Annotated in this window: 21 protein-coding genes; 9 read left to right on the top strand and 12 right to left on the bottom strand. The window is 71.2% G+C overall.

What is annotated here, in order from left to right; all coding sequences use genetic code 11:
• Positions 1–26 precede the first annotated feature (26 nt).
• From AVW09_RS12780 to AVW09_RS12770, 3 genes are read left to right on the top strand one after another with little or no spacing between them, the layout of a single operon-like run.
• Positions 27–2,063, top strand: a complete 2,037-nt coding sequence (locus AVW09_RS12780; protein ID WP_063258430.1) for a bifunctional rhamnulose-1-phosphate aldolase/short-chain dehydrogenase — start codon at positions 27–29, stop codon at positions 2,061–2,063.
• On the top strand, positions 2,060–3,523 hold the full coding sequence (locus AVW09_RS12775) for a rhamnulokinase (protein ID WP_063258429.1): 1,464 nt from the start codon (positions 2,060–2,062) through the stop codon (positions 3,521–3,523). Before AVW09_RS12780 ends, AVW09_RS12775 begins: the two co-directional genes overlap by 4 nt.
• A gap of 32 nt (positions 3,524–3,555) precedes the next feature.
• Entirely contained in the window at positions 3,556–4,809 is a 1,254-nt protein-coding gene (locus AVW09_RS12770) for an alpha-hydroxy acid oxidase (protein WP_063258428.1), read from the top strand.
• Between the two features lie 249 nt (positions 4,810–5,058).
• Here AVW09_RS12770 and AVW09_RS12765 read toward each other — a convergent pair whose 3' ends face one another.
• Complete coding sequence (locus AVW09_RS12765) at positions 5,059–6,657, bottom strand: DHA2 family efflux MFS transporter permease subunit (RefSeq protein ID WP_231901840.1); 1,599 nt, start codon at positions 6,655–6,657, stop codon at positions 5,059–5,061.
• 106 nt (positions 6,658–6,763) lie between these two features.
• Between AVW09_RS12765 and AVW09_RS18015 the strand changes: the two genes are divergently transcribed.
• The gene (locus tag AVW09_RS18015) at positions 6,764–8,197 is read left to right on the top strand and encodes a helix-turn-helix transcriptional regulator (protein WP_063258426.1); all 1,434 of its coding nucleotides are present in this window, start codon (positions 6,764–6,766) and stop codon (positions 8,195–8,197) included.
• Between the two features lie 78 nt (positions 8,198–8,275).
• Here the strand turns inward: AVW09_RS18015 and AVW09_RS12755 are convergent, their stop codons facing one another.
• On the bottom strand, positions 8,276–9,649 hold the full coding sequence (locus AVW09_RS12755; protein WP_063258425.1) for an MFS transporter: 1,374 nt from the start codon (positions 9,647–9,649) through the stop codon (positions 8,276–8,278).
• Positions 9,646–10,032, bottom strand: a complete 387-nt coding sequence (locus AVW09_RS12750; protein ID WP_063258542.1) for a MarR family winged helix-turn-helix transcriptional regulator — start codon at positions 10,030–10,032, stop codon at positions 9,646–9,648. The genes AVW09_RS12755 and AVW09_RS12750 overlap by 4 nt, the downstream gene beginning before the upstream one ends.
• A 163-nt stretch (positions 10,033–10,195) precedes the next feature.
• Here AVW09_RS12750 and AVW09_RS12745 point away from each other — a divergent pair, with 163 nt between their 5' ends.
• The 4 genes from AVW09_RS12745 (at position 10,196) to AVW09_RS12730 (ending at position 14,197) form a co-directional block, all read left to right on the top strand.
• On the top strand, positions 10,196–11,044 hold the full coding sequence (locus AVW09_RS12745; RefSeq protein WP_063258424.1) for an alpha/beta fold hydrolase: 849 nt from the start codon (positions 10,196–10,198) through the stop codon (positions 11,042–11,044).
• A gap of 73 nt (positions 11,045–11,117) precedes the next feature.
• A complete protein-coding gene (locus tag AVW09_RS12740) occupies positions 11,118–12,167 on the top strand; it encodes a lipoate--protein ligase family protein (RefSeq protein WP_063258423.1) in 1,050 nt (349 codons plus the stop codon).
• Positions 12,164–13,126, top strand: a complete 963-nt coding sequence (locus AVW09_RS12735; protein WP_063258422.1) for a DNA-methyltransferase — start codon at positions 12,164–12,166, stop codon at positions 13,124–13,126. The genes AVW09_RS12740 and AVW09_RS12735 overlap by 4 nt, the downstream gene beginning before the upstream one ends.
• Before the next feature lie 87 nt (positions 13,127–13,213).
• Positions 13,214–14,197 carry an LLM class F420-dependent oxidoreductase gene (locus AVW09_RS12730; RefSeq protein ID WP_063258421.1) on the top strand — a complete coding sequence of 328 codons (984 nt, stop codon included), beginning with the start codon at positions 13,214–13,216 and terminating at the stop codon, positions 14,195–14,197.
• Positions 14,198–14,259: 62 nt separating this feature from the next.
• Here the strand turns inward: AVW09_RS12730 and AVW09_RS12725 are convergent, their stop codons facing one another.
• From AVW09_RS12725 to galT, 4 genes are all read right to left on the bottom strand, one after another.
• Positions 14,260–15,735: a carboxylesterase/lipase family protein gene (locus AVW09_RS12725; protein ID WP_063258420.1), complete on the bottom strand. Its 1,476-nt coding sequence runs from the start codon at positions 15,733–15,735 to the stop codon at positions 14,260–14,262.
• Between the two features lie 151 nt (positions 15,736–15,886).
• Positions 15,887–16,837, bottom strand: a complete 951-nt coding sequence (locus AVW09_RS12720; protein ID WP_063258419.1) for a hypothetical protein — start codon at positions 16,835–16,837, stop codon at positions 15,887–15,889.
• A 147-nt stretch (positions 16,838–16,984) separates the two neighbouring features.
• Entirely contained in the window at positions 16,985–18,148 is a 1,164-nt protein-coding gene (gene galK, locus AVW09_RS12715; RefSeq protein ID WP_063258418.1) for a galactokinase, read from the bottom strand.
• Positions 18,145–19,320 carry a galactose-1-phosphate uridylyltransferase gene (gene galT, locus AVW09_RS12710; protein ID WP_063258417.1) on the bottom strand — a complete coding sequence of 392 codons (1,176 nt, stop codon included), beginning with the start codon at positions 19,318–19,320 and terminating at the stop codon, positions 18,145–18,147. The genes galK and galT overlap by 4 nt, the downstream gene beginning before the upstream one ends.
• A gap of 49 nt (positions 19,321–19,369) precedes the next feature.
• Between galT and AVW09_RS12705 the strand changes: the two genes are divergently transcribed.
• On the top strand, positions 19,370–20,329 hold the full coding sequence (locus tag AVW09_RS12705) for a LacI family DNA-binding transcriptional regulator (RefSeq protein WP_156496098.1): 960 nt from the start codon (positions 19,370–19,372) through the stop codon (positions 20,327–20,329).
• Between the two features lie 23 nt (positions 20,330–20,352).
• Here the strand turns inward: AVW09_RS12705 and AVW09_RS12700 are convergent, their stop codons facing one another.
• The 5 genes from AVW09_RS12700 to AVW09_RS12680 all read right to left on the bottom strand — a co-directional run bounded on the left by AVW09_RS12700 (position 20,353) and on the right by AVW09_RS12680 (position 26,968).
• Positions 20,353–22,071, bottom strand: a complete 1,719-nt coding sequence (locus AVW09_RS12700; protein ID WP_063258415.1) for a glycoside hydrolase family 35 protein — start codon at positions 22,069–22,071, stop codon at positions 20,353–20,355.
• A gap of 13 nt (positions 22,072–22,084) precedes the next feature.
• Positions 22,085–23,602, bottom strand: coding sequence for an arabinosylfuranosidase ArfA (arfA, locus tag AVW09_RS12695; protein WP_063258414.1), 1,518 nt, complete (start codon positions 23,600–23,602; stop codon positions 22,085–22,087).
• Positions 23,603–23,677: 75 nt separating this feature from the next.
• Positions 23,678–25,030, bottom strand: coding sequence for an ABC transporter substrate-binding protein (locus tag AVW09_RS12690; RefSeq protein ID WP_156496097.1), 1,353 nt, complete (start codon positions 25,028–25,030; stop codon positions 23,678–23,680).
• Between the two features lie 82 nt (positions 25,031–25,112).
• Positions 25,113–25,922, bottom strand: coding sequence for a carbohydrate ABC transporter permease (locus AVW09_RS12685; protein WP_063258540.1), 810 nt, complete (start codon positions 25,920–25,922; stop codon positions 25,113–25,115).
• A 122-nt stretch (positions 25,923–26,044) separates the two neighbouring features.
• Positions 26,045–26,968 (bottom strand): carbohydrate ABC transporter permease, encoded by a 924-nt coding sequence (locus tag AVW09_RS12680; RefSeq protein ID WP_063258413.1) that lies wholly within the window; start codon positions 26,966–26,968, stop codon positions 26,045–26,047.
• Positions 26,969–26,991: the final 23 nt, after the last annotated feature.

Genomic DNA, 26,991 nt, shown 5'->3' with positions numbered 1-26,991 from the left:
CCGAATGGTGAAAGGAACCTCCCCACATGACCAGCTCCACCGCCGCCGATCTCGTCGCGCGCAGCAACCGCCTCGGCTCCGACCCCAAGGTCACCAACTACGCGGGCGGCAACACGTCCGCCAAGGGCACCGACATCGACCCCGTGACCGGTGAGCCGGTCGAGCTGCTCTGGGTCAAGGGTTCCGGCGGCGACCTCGGGACGCTCACCGAGAAGGGACTCGCGGTGCTGCGCCTCGACCGCATGCGCGCCCTCGTCGACGTCTATCCGGGCATCGACCGCGAGGACGAGATGGTCGCCGCGTTCGACTACTGCCTGCACGGCAAGGGCGGCGCGGCCCCGTCGATCGACACCGCCATGCACGGACTCGTGGATGCCGCCCACGTCGACCACCTCCACCCCGACGCGGGCATCGCGATCGCGACCGCGGCCGACGGCGAAGAGCTGACGACGAAGATCTTCGGCGACAAGGTCGTGTGGGTGCCGTGGCGTCGCCCCGGTTTCCAGCTCGGCCTCGACATCGCGGCGATCAAGGCCGCGAACCCGCAGGCGATCGGCACGATCCTCGGCGGGCACGGCATCACCGCGTGGGGAGACACCTCCGAGGAGGCCGAGCGCAACTCGCTCTGGATCATCGACACCGCCCAGGCGTACATCGACGCGAACGGTGCGGCCGAGCCCTTCGGCGGTGTCCGCGCGGGCTTCGCGGCCCTGCCCGAGCCCGAGCGCCGTGCGAAGGCCGCGGCTCTCGCCGCCACGATCCGTGGGCTCGCGTCCACCGACAAGCCCATGGTCGGGCACTTCACCGACTCCGACGTGGTGCTCGACTTCCTGGCATCCGAGAAGGCCCCCGCCCTCGCCGCGCTCGGCACGAGCTGCCCCGATCACTTCCTGCGCACCAAGGTCAAGCCGCTGATCCTGGACCTACCCGCCGACGCCCCGGTCGAGGACGCGATCGCACGGCTGCAGGAGCTGCACCAGGAGTACCGCGCCGACTACCAGGCGTACTACGACGCGCACGCGGATGCCGACTCCCCGGCGATCCGCGGCGCCGACCCGCTCATCGTGCTGGTGCCGGGCGTCGGGATGTTCTCGTACGGCGCGAACAAGCAGACGGCGCGCGTCGCGGGGGAGTTCTACGTCAACGCGATCAACGTCATGCGCGGCGCCGAGGCGCTGTCCACCTACGCGCCGATCTCGGATGCCGAGAAGTTCCGCATCGAGTACTGGGCGCTCGAAGAGGCCAAGCTCCAGCGGATGCCGAAGCCCAAGACGCACCAGGGACGCATCGCGTTCGTCACGGGAGCGGCATCCGGGATCGGCAAGGCCATCGCCACCCGTCTCGCCGCGGAGGGCGCGTGCGTCGTCGTCGCCGATCTCGACCTCGAGAAGGCCCAAGCCGCGGCCGCCGAACTCGGCGGAACCGACGTCGCGATCGGCGTCGCCGCGAACGTGGCGGATGCCGAGGGCGTCCAGGCCGCGATCGACGCGACGCTGCTGGCGTTCGGCGGCATCGACCTCGTCGTCAACAACGCCGGGCTCTCGCTGTCGAAGCCGCTGCTGGAGACCACCGAGAAGGACTGGGACCTGCAGCACGACGTGATGGCGAAGGGCTCGTTCCTCGTGTCCAAGGCGGCAGCGAAGGCGCTCATCGCGCAGAGGATGGGCGGCGACGTCATCTACATCTCGTCCAAGAACAGCGTCTTCGCCGGGCCCAACAACATCGCGTACTCGGCGACGAAGGCCGACCAGGCGCACCAGGTACGCCTTCTCGCGGTCGAGCTCGGCGAGCACGGCGTGCGCGTCAACGGCATCAACCCCGACGGCGTGGTCCGCGGCTCGGGGATCTTCGCCGCCGGCTGGGGCGCCAACCGCGCCGCGACCTACGGCGTGAAGGAAGAGGACCTCGGCCAGTTCTACGCCAACCGCACGATCCTCAAGCGCGAGGTCGTGCCCGAGAACGTCGCCGACGCGGTGTACGTGCTCACCGGGCCCGAGCTGTCGCGCACGACCGGTCTGCACATCCCCGTGGACTCGGGCGTCGCCGCGGCGTTCCTGCGATGACGCCGGCCGAGCCCGACGACGCGGCCGGCGCTGCGGCGCCGGGCGGGGTACGCGCCGTCGCCGCCGTCGACCTCGGTGCCACGAGCGGCCGCGTCATGATCGGCCGCGTCGGCGACGACACGCTCGCGCTCGAGGAGGTCGCCCGCTTCCCGAACGGACCCGTCGAGCGCGCCGACGGGTGGCACTGGGACATCGAGGCGCTGTGGGGGCACGTTCGTGCCGGGCTCGCCGAAGCCCTCCGGCGCGAGCCGTCGATCGAGAGCGCGGGCATCGACTCGTGGGCCGTCGACTACGGCCTGCTCCGCGGCGGTGAGCTGCTCGCCGAACCGTTCCACTACCGCGACGCCCGCACCGCGCGCGGAGTCGAGGCCGTCCACGCGGCGGTGCCGTTCGAGGAGCTGTACCGCCGCAACGGTCTGCAGTTCTTGCCGTTCACCTCCCTATACCAGTACGCGGCCGACCCGCGCCTCGGTGAAGCGGACGCGAGCGTGCTCATCCCCGATCTCATCGCCGAGCGCCTGACCGGGCGCGCGGTCGCCGAACGCACCAACGCCTCGACGACCGGCCTGCTCGACGTGCGCACGGGGGAGTGGGACACGGATCTCGCCGACGTGCTCGGCATCCCGGCATCCGTTCTGCCCCCGCTCGTGGACCCGGGTGAGACGATCGGCGAGACCCCCGCCGACCTGGGCGCGGTGCCCGTCGTCGCGGTCGGGTCGCACGACACGGCGTCGGCGATCGTCGCCGTTCCGCTGTCCACCCCGAACGCGGCGTACATCTCGTGCGGCACGTGGGGGCTCGTGGGGCTCGAGCTTCCGGAGCCGATCGTGACGGATGCCGCCCGCCAGGCGAACTTCACGAACGAGGGCGGCGTCGACGGGCGCGTGCGCTTCCTCCACAACGTCACCGGGCTGTGGCTCCTCAGTGAGACGGTGCGCGCGTGGGAGGAGGAGGACGGTTCCGCGATCGACCTGCCGCTGCTCCTCGCCTCGGCGGGTGCGGTGTCGCCACCGGCGCGCCTCTTCGACGCCGACGCGCCCGAGCTCACCGCGCCGGGGGACATGCCCGGGCGCATCGCCGCGCTCCTCGGCGCCGACCGTCCCGGACGCGCCGGGCGCCCGATGTTCGCGCGCATCATCGTCGAGAGCATCGCTGCGGCGTTCGCCCGTGCCGTGCAGACCGCCGGTGAGGTGGCCGGCCGCGAGGTCGACGTCATCCACCTCGTCGGCGGCGGCGCGCGCAACGCGCTGCTGTGCCAGGCGACAGCCGACCGCGCGGGCGTTCCCGTGCTGGCCGGGCCCGTCGAGGCGACCGCGCTCGGCAATGTTCTGGTCCAGGCGCGCGCGCTGGGCAGCTTCGGCGCCGACGCGAGCCTCGAGAACCTGCGTGCGCGTGTCGCCCGCGCCTTCCCTCCGATCCGATACACGCCCCGCGGCTCCGTCGTCGCGGAACCGGCGTAGTCTGTGGTCAGACCACACGACAGCGAGACTCCATGGTGCAGCGTCAGCTCCCCAAGGTCGGCGAGCTCCTCGAGCTCATGCAGTTCAAGAAGCCCGAACTCGACGCCCGTAAGCGCCGCCTCGACGCCGCGCTCACGATCAACGATCTGCGCACGATCGCGAAGCGCCGGACGCCCAAGGCCGCGTTCGACTACACCGACGGTGCCGCCGAGGGCGAACTCTCGCTCGACCGCGCGCGCCGCGCCTTCGAGGACGTCGAGTTCCACCCCGACATCCTGCGCCCCGCGGCCAACGTCGACACGTCGTGCGAGATCCTCGGCGGCCCGTCGGCCCTGCCGTTCGGCATCGCCCCGACCGGTTTCACCCGACTGATGCAGACCGAGGGCGAGACCGCCGGGGCCTCCGCGGCGGCGGCCGCCGGCATCCCGTTCACGCTCTCCACGCTCGGAACGACGTCCATCGAGGACGTGAAGGCGGCGAACCCGGTCGGGCGCAACTGGTTCCAGCTCTACGTCATGAAGCAGCGCGAGATCTCCTACGGTCTCGTCGAGCGTGCCGCCAAGGCGGGCTTCGACACGCTCCAGTTCACGGTCGACACCCCCATCGCCGGTGCGCGTCTGCGGGACAAGCGCAACGGCTTCTCGATTCCGCCGCAGCTCACGCTCGGCACGATCGTGAACGCCATCCCGCGTCCGTGGTGGTGGTACGACTTCCTCACCACCCCGAAGCTCGAGTTCGCGTCGCTCAGCACGACCGGTGGCACCGTCGGCGAGTTGCTGAACGCCGCGATGGACCCGACGATCAGCTATGACGACCTCGACATCATCCGGGGCATGTGGCCGGGCAAGCTCGTCGTGAAGGGCGTGCAGAACGTCGCCGACGCCGCTCGCCTCGTCGACCTCGGCGTCGACGGCATCGTCCTGTCGAACCACGGCGGCCGCCAGCTCGACCGCGCGCCGATCCCCTTCCGGCTCCTGCCGCACGTCGTGCGCGAGGTCGGCAAGGACGCCACGGTCATGGTCGACACCGGCATCATGAACGGCGCCGACATCGTGGCATCCATCGCCCTGGGGGCGAAGTTCACGCTCATCGGGCGCGCGTACCTCTACGGGCTGATGGCCGGCGGACGCCAGGGCGTCGACCGGACGATCGCGATCCTCCGCAGCGAGATCGAGCGCACGATGGCGCTGCTCGGGGTCTCGTCGCTCGCCGAACTCGAGCCCCGCCACGTCACGCAGCTCACGCGTCTCGTGCCGGTGGCCGACGGGGCCGACGCGCGCGTCTGACGCGGGGGTCGGTCTGAGCCCCTGCGGGCCGCCGGTCGCCGGCGGCGTGCGGGGGCTCAGTGATTCGCACACCCTCAGTCCGAATCCCCCGGATGCCACTGACTCAGCGCGGATCGCTGAGGTTGTGCCGGCGCGGGCCGCCGGCCGCCGCGCGAGTGCAGCGTCGGCGACTCGCGCAATGTCAGTCCGGATCCTGTGGATGCCACTGAGTCAGCGCGGATCGCTGAGGTTGTGCCGCATCCACCGCCGTTACGCAGCCTCCTCGCGCGAACTCCGGGCGCTCGCGGCCGCGCCGAGCGTGAGCGTGGAGAGCAGACCCAGGGCGAGGAAGCCGGCCGCGGTGAACGCCGCCGCGCGGGTGCCGTCGCTGAACGCCGCCTTCGCGTCGGAGGCGAGGTCCTGCGTCTGCGGTGCCTGCTCGAGTCCCACGATCGCGGCGCCGGCGCTGTCGACGACCTGCGACACGACCTGGTCGCGCTGGTCGGCGGGCAGACCGCGGTCGTCGAGGGCGGATGCCAGCACGCTCCCGGTCGTGGAGAACAGCACCGTGCCGAGGATCGCGACGCCGAGGGCTGCGCCCAGCTGCCGCGAGGTGGACTGGGTGCCCGAGGCGGCGCCGCTCTCCGCGGGCGGGACCTCGGCAAGCACGACGCCCGTGAGCTGCGCGGTGGCGAGACCGACGCCCATGCCGTAGACGAACAGGAACGGGATGAGGGGGCCCCAGGTGGCATCCGGTCCGATGGTGAAGGCGACGCCGGCGACGCCGATGATCTCGCCCAGGAGGCCCGCGCGGACGACCCACACCGGCGCGATGCGGCCGCTCAGCGCGCCCGCGACGCCGCTCGCGACGAACGACCCGATCGCGAGCGCGAGCAGCAGCAGGCCGGTCTGCAGCGCGTCGAAGCCGACGACGAACTGCAGCCACAGGGGGAGCGCGAGGATGATGCCGAACTCGCCGAGCGACACGACGGCCGCGGCGATGTTGCCGTTGCGGAACGAGGCGATGCGGAAGAGGCCCAGCGCCAGCAGCGTCGAGCGGTCGGCGCGCCGGCGGTGCACGCCCCACGCGATGAAGGCCACGAGGGCGACTGCCGCCACGGCGAACGCGATCGGCACGGGCGAGAGCGGCAGCGGCCACTGCCAGTCGCCGATCTGCGCGCCCTGCTTCGCGGTCCACCAGCCGTACGTGCGACCTTCGATGAGCCCGAAGACGAGAGGAGCCATCGTCAGCACCGACAGCAGCGCCCCGATGCCGTCGATGCTCTCGCGCCGGTCGCTGCGCGATTCGGTCACGGTGAAGAGGACGCCGATCACGATCAGGATACCGAGGGGGATGTTGATCCCGAACGCCCACCGCCACGAGAACGAGGTGGTCAGCCAGCCGCCGAGGAGGGGACCCACGGCCGCCATGCCGCCGATCGTGGAGCCCCACACGGCGAAGGCGATGCCGCGCTCGCGTCCGCGGAAGGTCGCGTTGATGAGCGACAGCGTCGTCGGCAGGATCATCGACCCGCCGACGCCCTGCACGAGTCGGGCGAGGATGAGCAGCCCGCCGCTCGGCGCGAGCGCGGCGGCGATCGACGCCACGCCGAAGACGACGACGCCGATGAGCATGAGCCGGCGCCTGCCGAAACGGTCGGCGAGGCTGCCGAACACGAGGAGCAGCGACGCGAAGACGAGGGTGTACGCCTCCTGTACCCACTGCACCTCGGTGGAGGAGATGCCGAGATCTTCCACGATCGAGGGCACGGCGACGTTGACGATCGTGGAGTCCACGATGATCAGCGACACGGCGATGCTGATGAAGACGAGCCCCGCCCAGCGGCGCCCAGCCATGCGTTCGTTCATATCGCTAGCTTATCTAGCGAAATGGCCGATGGGGAAGCAATCGTGAGAGGTTCCTTAGGCCGCGGAGCGCAGCGGTGTCTTAGCATCGGGGAATGAGGAGCGAACGGTGTCCGAGACCTCCCCGATACTGAACGTCAAGGCCGTGGGGGCGCGGGTCGTCAGGGGGGCGTTGCCGATCGCGCCTGCGCCCGACATCCTCGATCTGCGTTTTCTGGCCGACGTGGAAGCGGGCCCCGCGCCCAGGGCCTGGGTGGATGCCAGTGCCCAGGCGCTCGAGGCGCTCCTGATCGCGCGATCCCGCGTCGACCACATCGACGACGGGCTCCGGCTGATCGACGCGCACTTCGTGGACGGTCGGTTGCGCGCCCCCGCTCGGCTCGCCGCCGCCACGCGCTCCACCCTGTTCTCCGCGGTCGCCGAGGTGTACGCGGCATCCGGATCCTCCCGGCGCGCCGGCGAGTACGCCGCGACCGCGATCACGTACGCGGACGACGCGGTGACGCTCTACCGCGCCCACGCCGTGCGCGCCCTGGCGGCGGCGATCAACGGCGAGTACCGCCTGGCCGGGGCGAGTCTCGCGGTGTGCGAGGAGCTGGCATCCACGTCCGGATGGGACGCGGTCTTCCCTGACTACGCGGTGCTGCTGGCACGGATCCTGGTCTCGTCCGCCGCACTGGATGCCGAGGCCCTGGCGGCCACGGCGATGGAGCTGCGCGAAGGAGCCCCGAACGACCCGTTCTGGCAGTACACCGCGCGGGCTGCCGAGGCGATGTGCGCGCTCGTCCGTCGGGACTACTCCGAGGGCATCGTGCTCGTCGCGACCCTGGCCGGGGGGACCGAGGCGTCGTCCGGTCACGCCATGGTGCGGGGATTCGCGCAGGGCGTGTACGCCGACCTGCTGCTCTCGCGCGGCGAACCGCGCCGGGCTCTCGCCGTGCTCGAGGGGCGTGTGTCGCCGCCGGGGCACGCCCTGTGCTTCGACATGCAGCGTGCGGCGGCGCTCATCGCCCTCGGGCACGAACGCGAGGTGCTCGAGACCACCGACCCGTGCCTCCGCATGGGGACGCAGCACTGCGTCCGCACGCTGACGCCGCTCCTCCTCCGCCGCGCCGTGGCCCACGTGCGGCTCGGCAACGATCAGGCCGCCGACGCCGCCTTCTCGGAAGGGTTCCACCTCTCGGAGTCCCTCGGGGGATCGCTGACGCCGTATCTCACGCTTCCGCAGGCCGATGTCCTGATGCTGCTTGAGCGGCTCGCCGAGCAGCACCCCGCCTCGGCGGAGGCGGCCGAGCGTCTGGCCGCGATGCTCGAGCTCGTGCCCACGCACGATCACCGCCCTCCGCTGCCCAACCTCAGTCCGCGGGAGGAGCGTCTCGCGCTCTCGCTGCGGGGTCCGCGCAGCCTGCCGCAGATCGCGGAGGAACTCGACGTATCACCGAACACCGTCAAGTCGCAGCTGCGCTCGATCTACGCGAAGCTGCAGGTCTCCGGCCGCGATGCCGCGGTGGCCGTGCTCGAGGCGCACGGCTTCTACGTGTGACGCGGGGTCGCGGCGCCGGCGCGGGGTGGTCGGGCCCCCGCTCAGGCCGACGGTCGCGCGTGGGGCGGCGGCCCCCGCTCAGGCCGACGGCCGCGCGTGCGGTGCGGGTCGCACCGCCGGGGACCGGTCCGAGGGGAGCGGAATCGGCGTCGTGCCCGCGACCTCGTCGCTGAAGTCCTCGGGCTCCACGGCGATCGTGGTGATCGGACGCGTCTCGTCGAGCGTCAGGCGGAACCGCTTCGTCTCGTGCTTGTGCACGCGACCGCTCGCCATCGTCCAGGCGACGCCGATGCCGCACGCGAGGAACGCCACGATCGCCGCGAGGCCGATCGCGAAACGCGGACCGAACGCCTCGGCCACCCATCCCACGATCGGGGCGCCGATGGGTGTGCCGCCCAGGAGGATCGCCATGTACAGCGCCAGCACGCGGCCGCGCAGGGCGGGGTCGGTCGTCGTCTGCACGTAACCGTTGGCCGTGGTGAGCGTCGTCACGACGCAGAAGCCCGTCAGCACCAGCGTCGCGGCGTAGGTCTCGTAGCTGGGCGCGAGAACCGAGAGAGTGGATGCCACGGCGAAACCGCCGGCGCCGAGGATCACGACCCGCATGCGGGCGCGCTCGCGGCGGGCGGCGAGCAGCGCCCCGGCGAGGGACCCGATCGCGACGAACGAGCTCAGCAGCCCGAAGCCGTCGGCGCCGCGACCGAATTCGAGCGCCATGGTGGACGCGAAGATCGGGAAGTTCATGCCGAACGCCCCGAGCAGGAACACCATCGCGAAGGTCACGACGAGGTCGGGCCGCTTCGCGACGTAGCGGAAGCCGTCCGCGAGACGCGAGGGGCCGGCGCCGCGGTGGTGGCGGACCAACTCGTGCGGGCGCATGAGGGCCAGGGCTCCGAGCATGCCGACGAACGTGAGCGCGTTGGCGAGGAACACCCACCCGGTGCCGACCACGACGATCATGATCCCGGCGACGGCGGGACCGATCAGGCGCGCGGTGTTGAAGGATGCCGCGTTGAGGGCGACGGCGTTCGACGCGTTCTCCTTCGCGACCAGGTCGGACACGAATGCCTGCCGCGCGGGGTTGTCGAACGCCGTGATGACGCCCAGGGCGAGCGCGAACACGAACATGAGCGGCAGCGTCATCACGCCGGTGAGCAGCAGGATGCCGAGCGTGATGGCCATGAGCAGCATCGCGCTCTGCGTGCACATGATGAGCTTGCGACGGTCGAACCGGTCGGCCACCCACCCGGTGACTCCGACGAGCAGCAGGGGCGGCGCGAACTGCAGCGCCATGGTCACGCCCATCGCGGCGGCGTCGTTGGGGGTCAGCTCGGTGAGGACGACCCAGTTCTGCGCCGTCGACTGCATCCAGGCGCCGATGTTCGACACCAGGGCGCCGATGAACCAGACGCGATAGTTGTAGACCGAGAACGAGCGGAACATCGCACTCATGTGTCTGCCACCTTTCGCATGATCTCGGCCGCGGCGGCCAGGGTTTTCCGTTCCTCGGCGGTCAGCGCGGCGAGGGCCTCCTCGAGCCAGGCGTCGCGGCGCCGCACGGTCTCGGCGACGACGAGGCGCCCGGCATCCGTCAGTGCGATCGTCACCCTGCGGCGGTCGTCGTCGTCGGGGGTGCGCGTGAGGTAGCCCGCCTCCTCGAGGAGCGACACCGTGCGGTTCATCGAGGGAGCGGTCACGCGCTCGCGATCCGCGAGCTGGCCGAGCGTGTGCTCGCCGTGGATCGAGAGCGCCGCGAGCACCGCGAACTGCCCGTCGCTCATGGTGTCGACCGCGCGCTGGGCGCGCAGGCGACGGGCGAGGCGGAAAGTGGCCATCCTCAGCTCGGAGGTCGGGCTGAGGAGCTCATCACGCGGGCCGGATCGGGGGGATTCGTCGACGCGTTCGTTCATGATGCTCGTTAATTAGCATAGCTCATTAGTCTTGCTAACGGTTCGATCGGTCGTTCTCCGGCCGCGATCCCGCCCCTAGACTCGGCGCATGCCCGAGTTCGTCGACGCCTATGGCATCTCCACGGTCTACGACGTCCACGAGGCGGAGTCGCCGCGCGCGGTCGTCCAGCTCCTGCACGGCGTCGGCGAGCACGCCGGGCGCTACGGCGCCCTGATCGACGCCCTCGTCGCCGACGGCTACACCGTCTTCGCCGACGACCACCGCGGGCACGGCCGCACGGGCCTGCGGCAGTGGGACGGCGACCACGGCAAGCTCGGACGCCTCGGTCCCGGCGGGCTCGGCGCCGCCCGCGACGCCGTCTGGACTCTGACCCAGATCATCCGCGAGAAGCACCCCGACCTGCCGCTCGTCCTCCTCGGCCACTCCTGGGGCTCGTTCCTCGCGCAGATGCTGGTGGATCGGCATCCGGATGCCTATGACGCCCTGGTCCTGAGCGGCTCCGCGCTCCGCTGGCCCGGTGCCCTGAACTCCGGCGACCTCAATGCGCCGTGGAAGCACCTCAAAGGCACCGGCCTGGAGTGGCTGTCGAGCGTCGAGCAGGTCGGGCGCGACTTCCTCGCCGATCCGCTGACGACCTCGACGCCGCTGCTGCGGCTGTTCGGCCCGATCGAGACCGCGAAGCTGATCGGTCGCCCGCGACGGAATCTCGGGCACGACATCCCCACGCTCCTCCTGGTCGGCCGCGACGACACCGTCGGCGGCCCGCGCAGCGTGCACCGTCTCGCCGACGCCTACCGGAACCGCTCCGGCTTCACCGACGTCACGACGCTCGTCTACCCCGGTGCGCGCCACGAGATCTTCAACGAAGCGGCGCAGGCCGAGGTCCGCGCCGACCTCACCGCCTGGCTGGATCCGCGGTTCCCCCGGCGCGACTGAACGTCATGTGGGCGCATCGCCGGTCGCCGCGACGACGGGCGGGACGCCCGGCTGCGCGCCGTAGGCTGGAAGCATGCACGGCGAGTACAAGGTCCCCGGCGGGAAGCTGGTCGTCGTCGACCTCGAGGAGCGCGACGGCCGGATCGCCGGCTTCCACCTCGCGGGCGACTTCTTCCTCGAGCCCGATGACGCGTTGGACGACATCGACGCGGCCGTGAACGGTCTGCCGGTCGAGTCGGACGTCCCGACGATCGCGGCCGCGATCCGCGCGGCGCTGCCCGAGGGTGCGCAGCTGCTCGGCTTCACACCCGAGTCGGTGGCCACGGCGATCCGTCGCGCGCTCGTCACCGCCCCCGGCTGGGGTGACTTCGAGTGGGAGGTCGTGCACGACGCTCCCGTCTCGCCCCGCATGAACCTCGCGCTCGACGAGGTGCTCACCGCGCGGGTCGGCGCGGGCCTGCGGAAGCCCACGCTGCGCCTGTGGGAGTGGAACGAGAACGCCGTCGTGATCGGGTCGTTCCAGTCGCTGCGCAACGAGGTCGACCCCGAAGGGGCCGCAAAGTACGGCTTCGACGTCGTCCGCCGCATCTCCGGCGGCGGCGCGATGCTCATGGCTGCCAACTCGATCGTCACGTACTCGCTGTACGTCCCGGCGTCGCTCGTGGCGGGTATGACGTTCGCCGACTCCTACGCGTTCCTCGACGACTGGGTGCTGCAGGCGCTGCGCTCGCTCGGCATCGACGCGGTCTACCAGCCGCTCAACGACATCGCCGGTCCCCACGGCAAGATCGGCGGGGCCGCGCAGAAGCGCCTCGCCAACGGCGGCGTCCTGCACCACGCGACCCTCAGCTACGACATGGACGGCCAGGTGCTCACCGAGGTGCTCCGCATCGGCCGCGAGAAGCTCAGTGACAAGGGCACGGTGTCGGCCGCGAAGCGCGTCGACCCGCTGCGGAGCCAGACCGGCCTTCCCCGGGATGCCGTGATCCAGCGCTTCATCGACACCTTCACGACGCTGTACGGCGCAACCACCGGACATATCACCAAAGAGGAATATGCCGAGGCGGAGGCGCTCGTCGCCTCGAAGTTCGCCACCGACGCGTGGCTTCAGCGCGTTCCGTGAGCGGCACGACCCTGGACGGCGTCCTCGACCACGGCAGCGTCGAGATCCACCACGCCGACAACCTCGCGATCACGCCCGGCCTCCCCGACGGCTCGTTCACGCTCGTCTATCTCGACCCGCCGTTCAACACGGGCCGCACGCGCTCGAAGGCCGTCGAGTCGGCGCGGTGGACGCCGCCCGCGGAAGAGGCTCCGGATGCCGAAGAACCGCTCGTCCTGGCATCCGAACCCCCGCACGACCCGGCGATGCTCGTCTTTCCTGACGAGGAGGAACCCGCTCCGGCGCCGGTCGTGCAGCGCGGATTCCACGGGCGCGACTATGCGCGGCTGCGCGGCGACCTACGCACCTACGACGACCGCTTCGACGACTACTGGGCGTTCCTCGAGCCGCGCCTCGAGGAGGCGTGGCGGCTGCTCGCCGACGACGGCACGCTGTACCTGCACCTCGACTACCGCGAGGTGCACTACGCCAAGGTCATGTGCGACGCGCTGTTCGGGCGCGAGCGGTTCCTCAACGAGCTCATCTGGGCGTACGACTACGGCGCGAAGACGCGGCGCCGCTGGCCGACGAAGCACGAGACGATCCTCGTGTACGTGAAGAACCCGTCCGCGTACTTCTTCGACTCGGATGCCGTGGACCGCGAGCCGTACATGGCTCCCGGCCTCGTGACCCCCGAGAAGGCGGCGCGCGGGAAGCTCCCGACGGACGTCTGGTGGCACACGATCGTGCCGACCACGGGCCGCGAGAAGACGGGCTACCCGACGCAGAAGCCCGAGGGGGTGCTGCGGCGGATGGTCCAGGCATCCAGTCGTCCCGGTGATCGGGTGCTCGACATGTTCGCCGGCAGTGGCACGCTCGGCGCCGTCGCGGCGCCGTTGGGGCGCCACAGCGTCCTGATCGACGACAACGCCGACGCCGTCGCCGTGATGAAGGAGCGTCTCGCGGCGTTCCGCGGCTGAGGCGGGGCGCTGCGTGGGCTGCTCGACGCGGCGCGGATCGAGCGCAAGCCCGCGCGGATGTCGGACCGCGGCTCTAAGGTGAAGCCCATGGAATTCGGCATCTTCGTCCCGCAGGGCTGGCGTTTCGATCTGGTGGGCATCGACCCCGCCGAGCAATGGCGGGCGATGAGTTCGCTCGCGCAGAGCGCTGACGAGGGTCCCTGGTCTTCCATCTGGGTGTACGACCACTTCCACACGACGCCGGTGCCGAGCGCCGAGGCGACGCACGAGGCGTGGACGCTGATGGCCGCGTTCGCCGCGGTCACCGACCGCGTCCGGCTCGGGCAGATGTGCACGTGCATGGGCTACCGCAACCCGGCGTACCTCGCGAAGGTCGCCGCGACCGTCGACCTCATCTCGGGCGGTCGTGCCGAGATGGGCATCGGCGGCGGCTGGTACGAGCACGAGTGGCGCGCCTACGGCTACGGGTTCCCGCCGATCGCCGAGCGCCTCGGACGGCTCCGCGAGGGCGTCGAGATCATGCACCAGGCCTGGACCACGGGCTCGGCGACCCTCGCCGGGAAGTACTACGAGGTCGACGGGGCGATCGTTCAGCCGCAGCCGCTGCAGCCCGGTGGCATCCCGCTCTGGATCGCCGGTGGCGGCGAGAAGGTGACGCTCAAGGTCGCGGCGAAATATGCCTCGTACACGAACTTCGGCGGCTCGCTCGACGAGTTCGACCACAAGTCGGCCGTGCTGCGCGACCACTGCGAGACGCTCGGTCGCGACTTCGGCGAGATCACGCGCTCGACGAACTTCAACACGATCATCGCGCCCACCGAAGCCGAGGCCGACGAGCGTCTCGCTGCGGTCGTGGCGCGTCTCCGGCCCCACGTGGGCGACGAGCGGGCGGATGCCATCGAGGCCGACTACCGCGCATCCGACGCGTTCGGTACCCCCGAGCAGATCGTCGAGCGACTCCGTGCCCGCGCCGAGCACGGCCTCGGCTACGCCATCCACTACTTCCCCGAGGCCGCGTACGACACCTCCGGCATCACGCTGTTCGAGCGCGAGGTGGTTCCGGCGCTGTGACGTACGCGTGAGGGGTCAAGAACTGTCGCCTCGGCGCGCTGGAAGCGACAGAAATTGACCCCTCACGCTTGGGGTGGGGGGACCAGCGGCGCGACGTCGGCGTAGGCGTCGGGTTCGACGGACGGGATGGATGCCGGAGCGCCGAACACGCGCGCGCGGCGGGCCGTGGCATCCCAGGCGGGCCATCCCGGATCGCCGTCGCGGACGAAGTGGACCGCGGCGGTGTGCATCGTGGCGGCGAGGTCGGCGGGCGGAGCGTCTCCCGCGATCGTGCAGACGCCGTCGGCGTCGAGGTGGTCGAACCAGAACGGCACGTCGAGGCAGTGGCACGCGTATCCGATCGAGGGCGAGGCCCACGCGAACCGGTACACCCAGGTCGGGGCGGATGCCCGCGCCCGGGCGGTGCGCAGCACGACCGAACGGATGACGCGGTCCGAGACGTAGCCACCGAGTCGCGCGGCTCCGCCCCGGCGGCGTGACCGGGCGAGGTAGGCGCGGCGCCGCGAGCGTCCGAGGCCGAGGAGCGCGAGGGCGAGCGGCACGGGCGCCAGATCTAGCAGACGCCGGGTGCGCGCGGTGATCATCGTGAACTCGTCGTCCGTGGAGCCGACGACGAGGGGGATTCCCGCCGAGACCCCGTCCGCGAGTGCCTCGAGCGGCGACCGAGGGAGCACGTCGCCGTCGATGACCGGCCCGAGTGGCAGTCCGTCGTCGAGCAGCGCGGTCAGCCCCGCGAGCCGCGCCCTTCGCTCGGGCTGCTGCGCCCGCCGCTGCAGGTCGAGCAGCCGTTCCTCGGGGAGGGTGGCGAAGCCGTCCCGGTCGGGCCGCACGCCGGCGAGGGCCGCGAGCCGCTCGGCGAATCGACGCGCGGCCGGCGCGGCGACGGCACCCACCGCGGGGGACAGCGCCATCGCGCGGGCGAAGAGACCGGATGCCGCGGGCGACGCCAGCAGCGCGAGCACCGACCCGCCGCCCGCGGACTGCCCCGCGAGCGTCACGCGCGCGGGGTCGCCGCCGAACGCGCGAATCTCGTCGCGCACCCACTCCAGGGCGGCGATCTGGTCGCGGAGTCCGCGGTTGGACGGGGCGCCGTCGATCGCGCCGAAGCCGTCGAACCCGAGCCGGTACGAGAGGGTGACCGTCACCACGCCGTCGCGCGCGAACGCGTCGCCGTCGTACCAGCGGCTCGCGGGGGACCCCGAGACGAAGCCGCCGCCGTGTATCCACACGAGCACCGGGAGGGTGGCATCCGGAGTCGCGTCCGCCGGCGCGAAGACGTTGATGTTCAGCGTGGCGTCGCCCGGCACGCTGGGTTCGGGAATGAGCGTGATGCCCGTGTCGCCGCGCTGAGCCGTCGGGCCGTAGGCCGTCGCGTCGAGCTCGCCCTCCCACGGCGCGACGGGCTCCGGGGCGGCGAACCGCAGGGCTCCGACCGGCGCCTGCGCGAACGGGATGCCGAGGAACACCGCCGTTCCGCCGCGCGTGAAGCCGCGCACGCCGCCCCGGGTGGTGGCGACGACGCGGGCTGTGGCATCCATCGCCCCATCCTGGCGCACGCGGCGCCGATGTTTCGCGACACCCCTGCGCCATAAACGCCCCGGCTCGGCAGAAACGCCGCGCCCGAGCGTTTCTGCCGAGCGCGAGCGTTTATGCCGGAGCTGCCCCGAGTATGTGCGGCACGCCGCGCCCCTACGCCTCGTCCCACCACCGCAGGACGCGCAGCGCGAAGAACGTCAGCCACCGCGACGGCTCGCCGGCCGGCACGTCGACCGGGAACCACTCGCGGCCCTGGGGCGGGTACGCCTGGTGCCACGTGCCGTCGGGGTCGCGGGTCGCGCGCACCCGCTCGATCGCGTCGGCGAGGCGCGGATCGGGAGCCGTTCCGTCGTGTCGGGAGGCCGCGCGGAAGTGGTCGAGGGCGCGAAGCGCGCTGTAGCGCCACCGGAACGGATACCCGAGATGGTCCGCCCACGGGTGCTCCTCGCCGGTGGAGAGGCGGTACAGCAGCCGCCGTTCGAGCAGGTACTCCTCGGCTGCGCGCCTCGCGTCGTGCAGGGCCGGGGCCCCGCCCGTGCGCCGCTCGTCGTCGAGGATCCCGATCACCGAGTTCAGGGTCGAGTGGAACGACGACCGCGTCGACCCCTCCACCCACTCGCAGTTCCAGCCGCCGTCGGGCAGACGATGGGTGACGAACCAGTCCCGGATGCCGGTGACCTCCGCCCCGAGCCACGCGCCGTTCGCGAGGGTGAACGCATTGATGCAGGCATCCACTTCGCCGTCCCAGAACGGCAGATCCTCATACTCCCAGCGCGCGTTGCGCTCGAGAAGCCCGGCCGTGTCGGGGCGGAGGGCGGTGGCATCCACGCCCCATTCGCGCAGCGACATCAGCGACCACGACGTCGCCGTCCACGGTTGCGGCTCATCGCCGCGGAAGTCGGCGGGGAAATGTGCGCCGCCGGCCCACTGCCCGTCGGGATCCTGCCGGGCGAGCAGCTGCGCGCCGAAGCCCTCGCGCGCCACCCGGGCGCGGGTCTCCTCCCATCGCGCCGCGGGCGCATCGAGCAGGTCGCGCTCGACCTTCCACCGCAGCGCGGGGTCGCTGTCGTGCAGCCACGCGAGGACCGCGGCATCCGATTCCATGCCCCGCACGCTACGCGCCCGCGCGCCCTCGGTACAGCATCACCGGCTCGGCGTAGCGCCGCGCGCCCGCGCGGCCGCCGGCGTCACGCGTCGCGGCGTGCGCCCTCCGACGGCGTCACGCGTCGCGGCGTGCGCCCTCCGGCGGCGTCACGCGTCGCGGCGTGCGCCCTCCGACGGCGTCACCGTGAACACGTTCGGAGTGCGGAAACCGGATGCCGCGAAGGCGGCGTACACGGCGTCCGTCGCCGCCGGCACGAGCTCCGCCGGGATCAGCGCGATCGCCGCGCCCCCGAAGCCGCCGCCGGTCATCCGTGCGCCGAGGGCGCCCGCGGCCAGCGTCGTCTCGACGGCGAGGTCGAGCTCGGGCACCGAGATCTCGAAGTCGTCGCGCATCGACGCGTGCGAGGCGGTGAGCAGGTCGCCGATCGCGCTCGGACCCGCGAGGTCGAGGGCCGCGACGGTGTCGAGCACGCGCTGGTTCTCGGTCACGATGTGCCGCACGCGGCGGAAGGTCACGTCGTCGAGGATCTCCCGCGCGCGGGGCAGGTCGTCGACGGTGAGGTCGCGGAGCGCCCGAACGTCGAACGCGGCGGCGCCCTTCTCGCACGAGGCGCGACGCTCGCGGTACCCGCCCGACGCGTGAGCGTGCTCGACGAGGGTGTCGACGACGAGGATCTCGAGGCCCGTCTCGGCGAACCCGAGCGGCACCGGCCGCGTCTGCAGCGTCCGGCAGTCGAGGAACGTCGCCGCGTCGGTCACACCGAGCATGGATGCCATCTGGTCCATGATCCCGGTCGGGGCGCCGACCGCGTCGTTCTCGGCCGTCCGGCCCACGCGGGCGAGTGCGACCTTGTCGAGACCGGTTCCCCAGACATCGTTGAGGGCGGAGGCCACGGCTCCCTCGATCGCGGCAGACGACGACAGGCCGGCACCCACCGGCACCGCGGACGCCAGGGCGATGTCGACGCCGCGGGTCACGGCATCCGGGACCTCGGCGCGCAGCGCCCACGCCACGCCCAGCGGGTACCCGGCCCAGTCGAGCCCGCCGGCGGCGATGCGGGCGTCGAGCTCGGCCAGCGACACCTCGACGGCGTCGTCGGCGAAGGTCGAGCGGACGCGGATCACGTCGTCGTCGCGCAGCGCGACGGCGGCGGCAGTGCGCTGCGCGATGGCGAACGGGAGGACGAACCCCTCGTTGTAGTCCGTGTGCTCGCCGATGAGGTTGGCGCGTCCGGGGGCCGACCACACGCCCACGGCGGGGGCGTCGGTCAGGGTGGCGAGCAGGGCGCGGGCGTCGTCGACGGCGGTCATGCCGTCACCTCCGGAACGGTGTCGAGGGCGGCGCGCAGGCGTTCGGCCTGCGACTCGGGGGTGATGTCGCCGATCCAGGCGCCCATGGCGGCCTCGGATCCGGCGAGGTACTTCAGCTTGTCGGCGGCGCGGCGCGGCGACGTGATCTGCAGGTTGAGTCGCACGCTGTCGCGCGCACGGCCCACGGGGGCCTGGTGCCACGCGGCGATGTACGGCGTGGGGGTTTCGTACAGCGCGTCGATGCCGCGCAGCAGCCGCAGGTAGAACGGGGCGAGCTCGTCGCGCTCGGCATCCGTCGTCTCGGCGAGGTCGGCGACGTGGCGGTGCGGCAGCACGTGCACCTCGATCGGCCAGCGTGCCGCGAAGGGGACGAACGCGGTCCAGTGCTCGCCCCGCAGGACCACGCGGGGACCGGATGCCTCGAACTCCAGGATGCGCGCGAACAGATCGGGCGACGTGCGCGAGACGGTGTCGAGCAGGCGCTGCGTGCGCGGGGTGACGTAGGGGTAGGCGTAGATCTGGCCGTGCGGGTGGGGGAGGGTGACGCCGATCTCCTGCCCGCGGTTCTCGAACGGGAACACCTGCCGGATGCCGGGAAGCGCCGACAGCGCCGCCGTACGGTCGGCCCAGGCCTCGATGACGGTGCGTGCGCGGGTGCGCGACAGCGAGCCGAACGACCCCTCGTGCTCGGGGCTGAAGCACACGACCTCGCAGCGTCCGACGGACGTGCGTGTACGCCCGAGGCCGAGATGCTCCAGGTCGTCGTCGCCGCGCGGCGGGTCGACGGCGGCCGGGGCGTCTCCGTGGACGACGTCGAGCGCCGGACCGAACGACGGCGACTTGTTCTCGAACACCGCGACGTCGTAGCGCGACGGCACCTCGGACGGGTTCGTCGCCGTCTGCGGGGCGAGCGGGTCGAGGTGCGCGGGAGGAAGGAACGCCCGGTTTTGGCGATTGGATGCCACGGTGATCCAGTCGCCCGTCAGCACGTCCTGCCGCATCGTCGCGGTCACAGGGCGGGGGTCGAGGGTGCGCGCGTCGATCGCGCGCTCCGGGCCGAGCGTCGTGTCGGCGTCGTCGAAGTAGATCAGTTCGCGGCCGTCGGCGAGACGCGTGGAGCGCTTGACGACTCCGGCGCCGAGAGCCACCGCGGTGGGGCTGAGCGTGTTCACGATAACACGCTACAGACCGGGCGTGATATCGTCAACACGAGGGGGTTCGATGCCTATATCGATGGCCGATGTGGCCGCGGCGGCCGGCGTGTCGGCGCAGACGGTCTCGCGCGTGGCGAACGGCAGTCCGCGCGTCGATCCCGCCACTCGCGCCCGTGTCGAGAAGGCGATGGGTGACCTCGGCTACCGCATGCACCGCGCCGCTCGCGCGCTGCGCACGGGCCAGACCTCGACGATCGGACTCGTCGTCTCGACGCTCGCCTCGGTCGGCAACTCCCGCATGCTGCAGGCGATCTCCGAAGCGGCCGCCGCGCGCGACTACGCCCTCGCGGTGGTCACGGTGGGGGAGCGCGGCATCCGGGACGCCTTCGCCCGCCTGCGCTCGCAGGGCGTCGACGGTGCCGTGGTGCTGAACGAGGCGACCGAGCTCGCGCGCGACGTCGATCCGCCCGGCGACCTGCACCTCGTCGTCGTCGATTCGCCGCCCGACCCGCGGTTCTCGATCGTCCAGACCGACCACGCCGGCGGCGCCCGCGCGGCCGTGGAGCACCTCCTCGCCCTCGGCCACGACACGGTTCACCACGTCGCCGGTCCCGCGCGCTCCTTCGCCGCGGCCGAGCGCGAACGCGGCTGGCGCGCCGCGCTCGCCGACGCCGGGCGGCGCGTGCCCGAGCTCGTGCGCGGCGATTGGACCTCGGCATCCGGTCATGCCGCCGTCTCGTGCCTGACCGACGCGACTGCGGTCTTCGTCGCGAACGACCAGATGGCGCTCGGTGCGCTGCGCGCCTTCGCCGACGCCGGCCGACGCGTCCCGGAGGACGTCGCGGTCGTGGGATTCGACGACATCGTGGATGCCGCGGAGTACCGCCCCCCGCTCACCACGGTGCGGCAGGATTTCGACGCTCTCGGCGCCCGCGCCGTCGCGGCCCTCGTCGCTGCGATCGAGGGTGCCGGGCCGGTCGCCGAGACGGTTCCCGCGACGCTGACCGTGCGCGAGAGCGCCCGCTGACGGCGCCCCGCACAGCGCCGGTCCTACTCCTCGAGCTGCCCCAACGACGGTTGCGCGACGAAGCGTGCGACCGGCGCAACGGCCTGCTCGAGCTCGAGCACGACGATCTCGTTCGTGCCCGCGCGCAGCACCGGCGCCGGGACGTACAGCGTCTCCTGCGGGACGTTGCGCCAATACCGGCCGAGGAAGAAGCCGTTCACGAACGCGAAGCCCTTCCCCCACGCCGTGGTGTCGAGGAAGAGGTCGGCGGGCGCGTCGAGCTCGAACGTGCCACGGAGGAGCGCGCGGCCGAGCGTGCCGGAGCCGGTGCCCGCGGCCGACGCGAGGTCGATCGGCGTCGCGGTCCAGCCGGTGAGCGGGGCGCCGTCGAGGGTCGCGCCGCCGATCAGGCCCTTCTCCTCGCCGAGGCGGTGGCCGTAGTTCACGCGACCCTGGTCCTCGACGAGCACCGTGAGCGTCGCCCCCGCGGGGATCGCGAGCGCGCGCTCGTGCAGCGTGCGGGACAGACGACCGACGAACACGCCGTCGACGTGCACCCACGCGAGGTCGCGCACTTCGCCGAACGCGAGCACGGCGGGAGCGTTCGCGGGCAGGTCGACGTCGTACCGCACGAGGGCCCCGAGGTGTCCGAGCTGTTCGAAGGTCTGTGGGTCGAACGTCGGCTCGGAACCCGTGGATGCCGGCATCCAGTCGCCCTCTCCCGAGAGCGCCACGTCGAACACCGGCGCATCCGGCCGCGGCGAGGGCTCGAGGTCGGGCACGGGCGCGTACTTCGCGATGACGTCCCGGAAGGCGTGGAACTTCGCGGTCGGGTGCCCGGCCTCATCGATCGGCGCGTCGTAGTCGTACGACGTGACGATCGGGTCGAAGCGGCCCTTGTCGTTCGACCCGTTCGTGGTGCCGAAGTTCGTGCCGCCGTGCACCATGTAGATGTTCACCGACGCGCCCGCCGCGAGCAGCACGTCGAGGTCGTGGGCGGAGGCCGCGGGGTCGGTGGTGTGGTGGATGCTGCCCCACCAGTCGAACCAGCCGTCCCAGAACTCCGAGCACATGAGCGGACCGGTCGGCTGGTGCTCGCGCAGGGTCTCGAGGCGCTCGGCGGAGCGGGAGCCGAACGAGCCGGTGAGGTGCAGCTCGGGGAGGCTGCCGTTCTCGAGCATCCAGGGCATGGGCTGGTCGACGGTCGTGAGCGGCACGGTGATCCCGGCGTCGCGCGTGACGCGCACGAGCTCGCGCAGGTAGTCCTTGTCGGAGCCGTAGGCGCCGTATTCGTTCTCGATCTGGACCAGCACGACGTTGCCGCCGCGGTCGATCTGCCGCGGGACGACGATCTCGTACACGCGCTCGAGGTACTCCGTGACGGCCGCGAGGTACTGCGGCTCCGAGCGGCGCAGGCCGATGCCCGGCATCGACGTGAGCCACACCGGCAGACCGCCGTTGTGCCATTCGGCGCAGATGTACGGGCCCGGGCGCACGATCGCGTGCAGACCCTCGGCGGCGACGAGGTCGAGGAAGCGTCCGAGGTCGTTCCAGCCCGTGGCATCCCATTCCCCGCGCACCGGCTCGTGCGCGTTCCACGCGACGTACGTCTCGATGGTGTTGAGCCCCATCGCCTTGGCCGTGCGGATGCGGTCGGCCCAGTGCTCGGGGTGGATGCGGAAGTAGTGCAGCGTTCCGGAGATGACCTGGAAGGGGTCGCCGTCCAGGAGGAAGTCGGTCTCGCCGATGGTGAAGGTGGTCACGTTCTCTCTCGGGTCAGGAGGCCAGCTGGACCCGCACGCGGGCCCACGCGAGCGGGGGAAGGGTGAAGCGCAGGATGCCATCGACCACCGCGACCGGCAGGTCCGCCGGTGCGACGGGCTCGGCGTCGGCCGAGTTGGTGCTGTTCCGGTCGCCGCCCTCGGGGATGGTGATGACGACGGCGTCGGCGGATGCCACGGCCCCGAGGTCCAGTTCGACCTCGCTCGCCGCGTCGAGCGAGCGGTGGGCGAGGAAGACGTGGGCGGTGTCGTCGTCGACGGTGGCGATCGCGTCCACCGCGTCGACCTCGCCGTGGCGGGCCGTGGAGATACGGGCGCCGCGCACGTCGACGGGGACGACGCGTCCGGTCGCGGCCTCGGCCGTCAGGCGGAACGGATGGAACGTCGTCTGCCGCCACGCGGGTCCACCGTCGGGCTCGGTGCGGATCGGGGCGATGACGTTGACGAGCTGCGCGAGGTTCGCCATCGAGACACGGTCGGCGCGGCGCAGCAGGGTGATGAGCAGCGAGCCCACGACGACGGCGTCGGTCACGGTGTAGTCGTCCTCGATGAGGCGGGGCGCGATCGGCCAGTCGCCCGTGAAGACGCGGGGCTTGTCGACCTCGTTCCAGCGCGTCTGGTTCCAGACGTTCCACTCGTCGACGCTGATGCCCACGGGCGCACCGTCGGGCGTCCGGGCGTCGACCTCGTCGATGATGTCGACGACCTCGCCGATGTAGCGGTCGAGCGCGGCGCCACTGGCCAGGAAGCTCGCCGGGTCGGACGGGTCTTCTTCGTAGTACGCGTGCACCGAGATGTGGTCGACGAGGCCGGCGGTGTGCCGCAGCACCGTGCGCTCCCAGTCGCCGAACGTGGGCATCTCGTGGTTGGAGCTGCCGGCGGCGACGAGCTCGACCGTCGGGTCGATGAACCGCATCATGCGCGCGGTCTCGGCGGCGAGGCGTCCGTACTCGTCGGCGGTCTTGTGCCCGATCTGCCACGGGCCGTCCATCTCGTTGCCGAGACACCACAGGCGGATGCCGAACGGTTCGTCGCGCCCGTTCGCGCGGCGGCGGTCGCTCAGCGCGGTACCGGACGGGTGGTTCGCGTACTCGAGCAGATCGGCGGCTTCGGCGACGCCGCGCGTGCCGAGGTTCACCGCCTCCATGACCTCGAGGCCCGCGGCATCCGCCCAGTCGGCGAATTCGTGCAGACCCACCTGGTTGGTCTCGGTGCTGTGCCACGCGGCATCCAGTCGCACCGGACGATCCTCGCGCGGCCCGACGCCGTCCTCCCAGCGGTAGCCCGAGACGAAGTTGCCCCCGGGGTAGCGCACCACGGTCGCCCCCAGCTCGCGCACGAGGGCGAGCACGTCGGAGCGGAAGCCCGCCGCGTCGGCGGTGGCGTGTCCGGGCGAATGGATGCCGTCGTACACGCAGCGGCCCATGTGCTCGACGAACGTTCCGAACAGGCGGCGGGGCACCTCGGGGCCGGGCCGACGCGGGTCGAGCGAGATGCGGGTGGGGGAGGTCATGCGGGCTCTCCTGGAGCGGGAAGGGAAGGAAAGGGGCGGGCCGCTCGAACTGCGGCCCGCCCCCGGTTCATCGACTTACTTGTTGACCGTGAAGCCCTGGTCGTTGCCGTACTGCACGAGCTGGTCCTGCCAGGTCGAGAGACCCTTGTTCAGGTCGCCCTTCGTGGCGTAGGCCTGGCCCACGGTGTCGCCGTAGATGCTGTTGGCGTAGACCTGGAAGGGGAGGTAGCTCCAGCCCTTCACGACGTCGCTCGACGCCTGCGTCAGGACCTGGTTGATCTGCTGGCCGCCGAAGTAGTCCGACTTCTGGTCGACGAACGACGGGTCGCTCAGCTGCGCCGTGGTCGAGGGGAAGCCGCCCGACTCCGCGAAGATCTTCAGGCTCTCGTCGTCGTTGTTCAGCCACTTGAGGAAGCCCGCGGCCAGAGCAGGGTTCTTGCTCTGCTTGGTCACGGCCTGGCCACCGCCGCCGTTCTCGGCCGTGGCCGGCTTGCCGTCGTACGTCGGGATCGGGGCGACGGCCCACTTGCCCGCGCCGTCCTTCACGGACGACTCGAGGACACCCGGCATCCAGGCGCCGATCACGAGCGAGGCGATCGACCCGTCACCGAGGCCCTTGAACCACTCGTCGCTCCAGCTCGGGGTGTCCGACAGCAGGCCGCCGTCGATGAGGCGGTTCCAGTTCTCGGCGAACTTCTTCGAGCCGGCATCCTGCAGGTCGATCGTCACGTTCGTGCCGTCGGCCTTGAAGGGGGTGCCGCCGGCCTGCCAGATCATGCTGGTGGTGAAGCCGGAGTCGCCGGTGTCGGCGGTGATGTACTTCGTCGGGTCGGCCGCGTGCAGCTTCTGCGCCGCGGCGTAGTACTCGTCCCACGTGGTGGGGACGGCGATGCCGTACTGGTCGAAGACCGACTTGTTGTAGAAGAGAGCCATGGGGCCCGAGTCCTGCGGGAGGCCGTAGATCTTGCCGTCGAAGTCGACCGAGCTCCAGGGGCCGGCGCTGTACGCGCTCTCCAGGTCGCCGAAGCCGTACGGGGCGAGGTCCAGCAGCGAGTCCGACAGCGCGAACTGCGGGAAGGCATAGTACTCGATCTGCACGACATCGGGGGCGCCCGAGCCGGCCTTGATCGCGTTCTGGAGCTTGGTGTACTCCTCGGTGTTGGTGCCCGCGTTGACGAGGTTGACCTTCACGTTGGGGTACTTCTTCTGGAAGGCCGCGACCTGCGCCTCGGCCGAGGGCGTCCACGACCAGTACGTGATCTCGCCGCCCTCCTGGAGCGCCTTCTCGATGTCGTCGGCGCTGCCGCCGTTGCTGCCGCCGCCCGCGCCGCCGCCGGAGCAGGCGGTCAGTGCGCCCACCGTGAGCGCGGTCGCTGCCACGGCGAACACGGCCCGCCGGGCGGCGGTGCCCTTGCGCATGAATGTCATCGGGATTCCTTCACTTCGTTGTTGTGGATGGGTGATGCGGTTTCCGGGGCAGGACGCTCCGGGTTCGGGAGGGAGTCGAGGGTCACTGCTTGACGCTTCCGGCGCTGAGGCCGGACTGCCAGAAGCGCTGCAGGACGAGGAAGGCGGCGACGATCGGGATCAGCGAGAGCAGGGCTCCCGTGATCACGAGGTTGTAGATCGGCTGGGCGCCGACGCCGGTGGCCTGCGCGTTCCACTGGTTGAGGCCGACCGTGAGGGGGTACCAGGCCGGGTCGCTCAGCATGATGAGCGGCAGGAAGTAGTTGTTCCACGTCGCGACGACGGCGAACAGCAGCACGGTCACGATGCCGGGGGTCAGCAGGCGGATCGAGATCGTGAAGAACGTCCGGAACTCGCCGGCACCGTCCATGCGCGCCGCCTCGAGCAGCTCGGTGGGGATGGCATCCGTCGCGTACACCCAGATGAGGTACAGGCCGAAGGGGCTGATGAGCGACGGGATGATGATTGCCCACGGGGTGTTCGTGAGACCCAGCTGGCTGAACAGCAGGAAGGTGGGCACGGCGAGGGCCGTGCCGGGGACGGCGATCGCGCCGAGCACGACGGCGAACACCGCCTTGCGGCCGCGGAAGTTGTACTTGGCGAGACCGTACCCCGCGAGGGTGGCGAGCAGCGTCGCGCCGCCCGCACCGACGACGACGTAGAGCAGCGTGTTGCCGAGCCAGCGCAGGAAGATGCCGTCGCGGTAGGTGAGCGTCTGCGCGATGTTGTCGAACAGGGCGAAGGTGTTGCCCGGACCGAGGCCGAAGGTCGTGAACAGGTCGGGCTGCGTCTTCGTCGCGTTGATGACGAGCCAGAACAGCGGCACGAGCGTGTACACGAGGTACAGCGCCATGACGATGGTGAGGACGACCGACTTCTTGCTCTGCGTCGGCGACGTGCGGGCGAAGCCGCGGCGCGATCGCGAGCGGGACGTGGTCACGGCCACGGTGTCGGTGCGGGGAGCGGTCGCGGTGGTCATCGCGCCTCCTGACGAGAGCCGCGCAGCTGCACGACGTAGGCGATGACGGCGGTGATGACGCCCATGATGATCGCGACCGTGGCCGCGTAGTTGTACTGCTGACCCGCGAACGACAGGTTGTACGCGTACATGTTCGGCGTGAAGAACGTCGTGATCGTGTTCGGGGCCAGGGGCTTGAGGATGTTCGGCTCGTTGAACAGCTGGAAGCTGCCGATGATCGAGAAGATCGTGGCGATCACGACCGCGCCGCGCACGGCCGGGATCTTGATCGAGAAGATCGTGCGCCAGGCGCCGGCACCGTCGATGGATGCCGCTTCGTACAGCTCGCCGGGAATCGTCTTCAGCGACGAGTAGAAGATCAGCATGTTGTAGCCGACGAACTGCCACGTGACGATGTTGCCGATCGACAGCAGCATCCATTCGGGGACGAACGGCTGGACGAACGTGCCGCCGAGCAGGTCGTTGAGGTTGCGCGTGAGGCCGAACTGGTCGCCGTAGATGTAGCCCCACATGAGGACCGCGACGACGGCGGGGACGGCGTACGGCAGGAAGATGACGATGCGGTAGAAGCCCGCGGCGTGGAGGCGCGCGCTGTCGATCGCGAGCGCGGCCGCCAGGGCGAGCAGGAGCATGATCGGCACCTGCACGACGAGGAAGATCGAGACGCGGCCCAGGCCGTCCCAGAACTTCGGGTCGTTGAAGGCGGCGATGTAGTTCGCGAGACCGACGAACGCGTTGCCGCCGACGAGCTGGTCGCGGAAGAGGCTGAGGTACACCGAGTACACGAGCGGCGCGAGGAACACCAGTGCGAAGACGATCGCGAAGGGAGCGACGAACAGCCAGCCGCGATCATCGATTCGAGTGCGCCGCCGGCGCCGGGGGGCGCGCAGTGCGGGCGGGGGTGCCGCGGTGGTCGTCATCGTCCGATTGCCTCTTCGTTGGT

The organism is Microbacterium sp. T32 (assembly GCF_001619615.1).
GTDB lineage: Bacteria > Actinomycetota > Actinomycetes > Actinomycetales > Microbacteriaceae > Microbacterium.
This window is presented reverse-complemented; position numbering and strand designations above follow the sequence as displayed.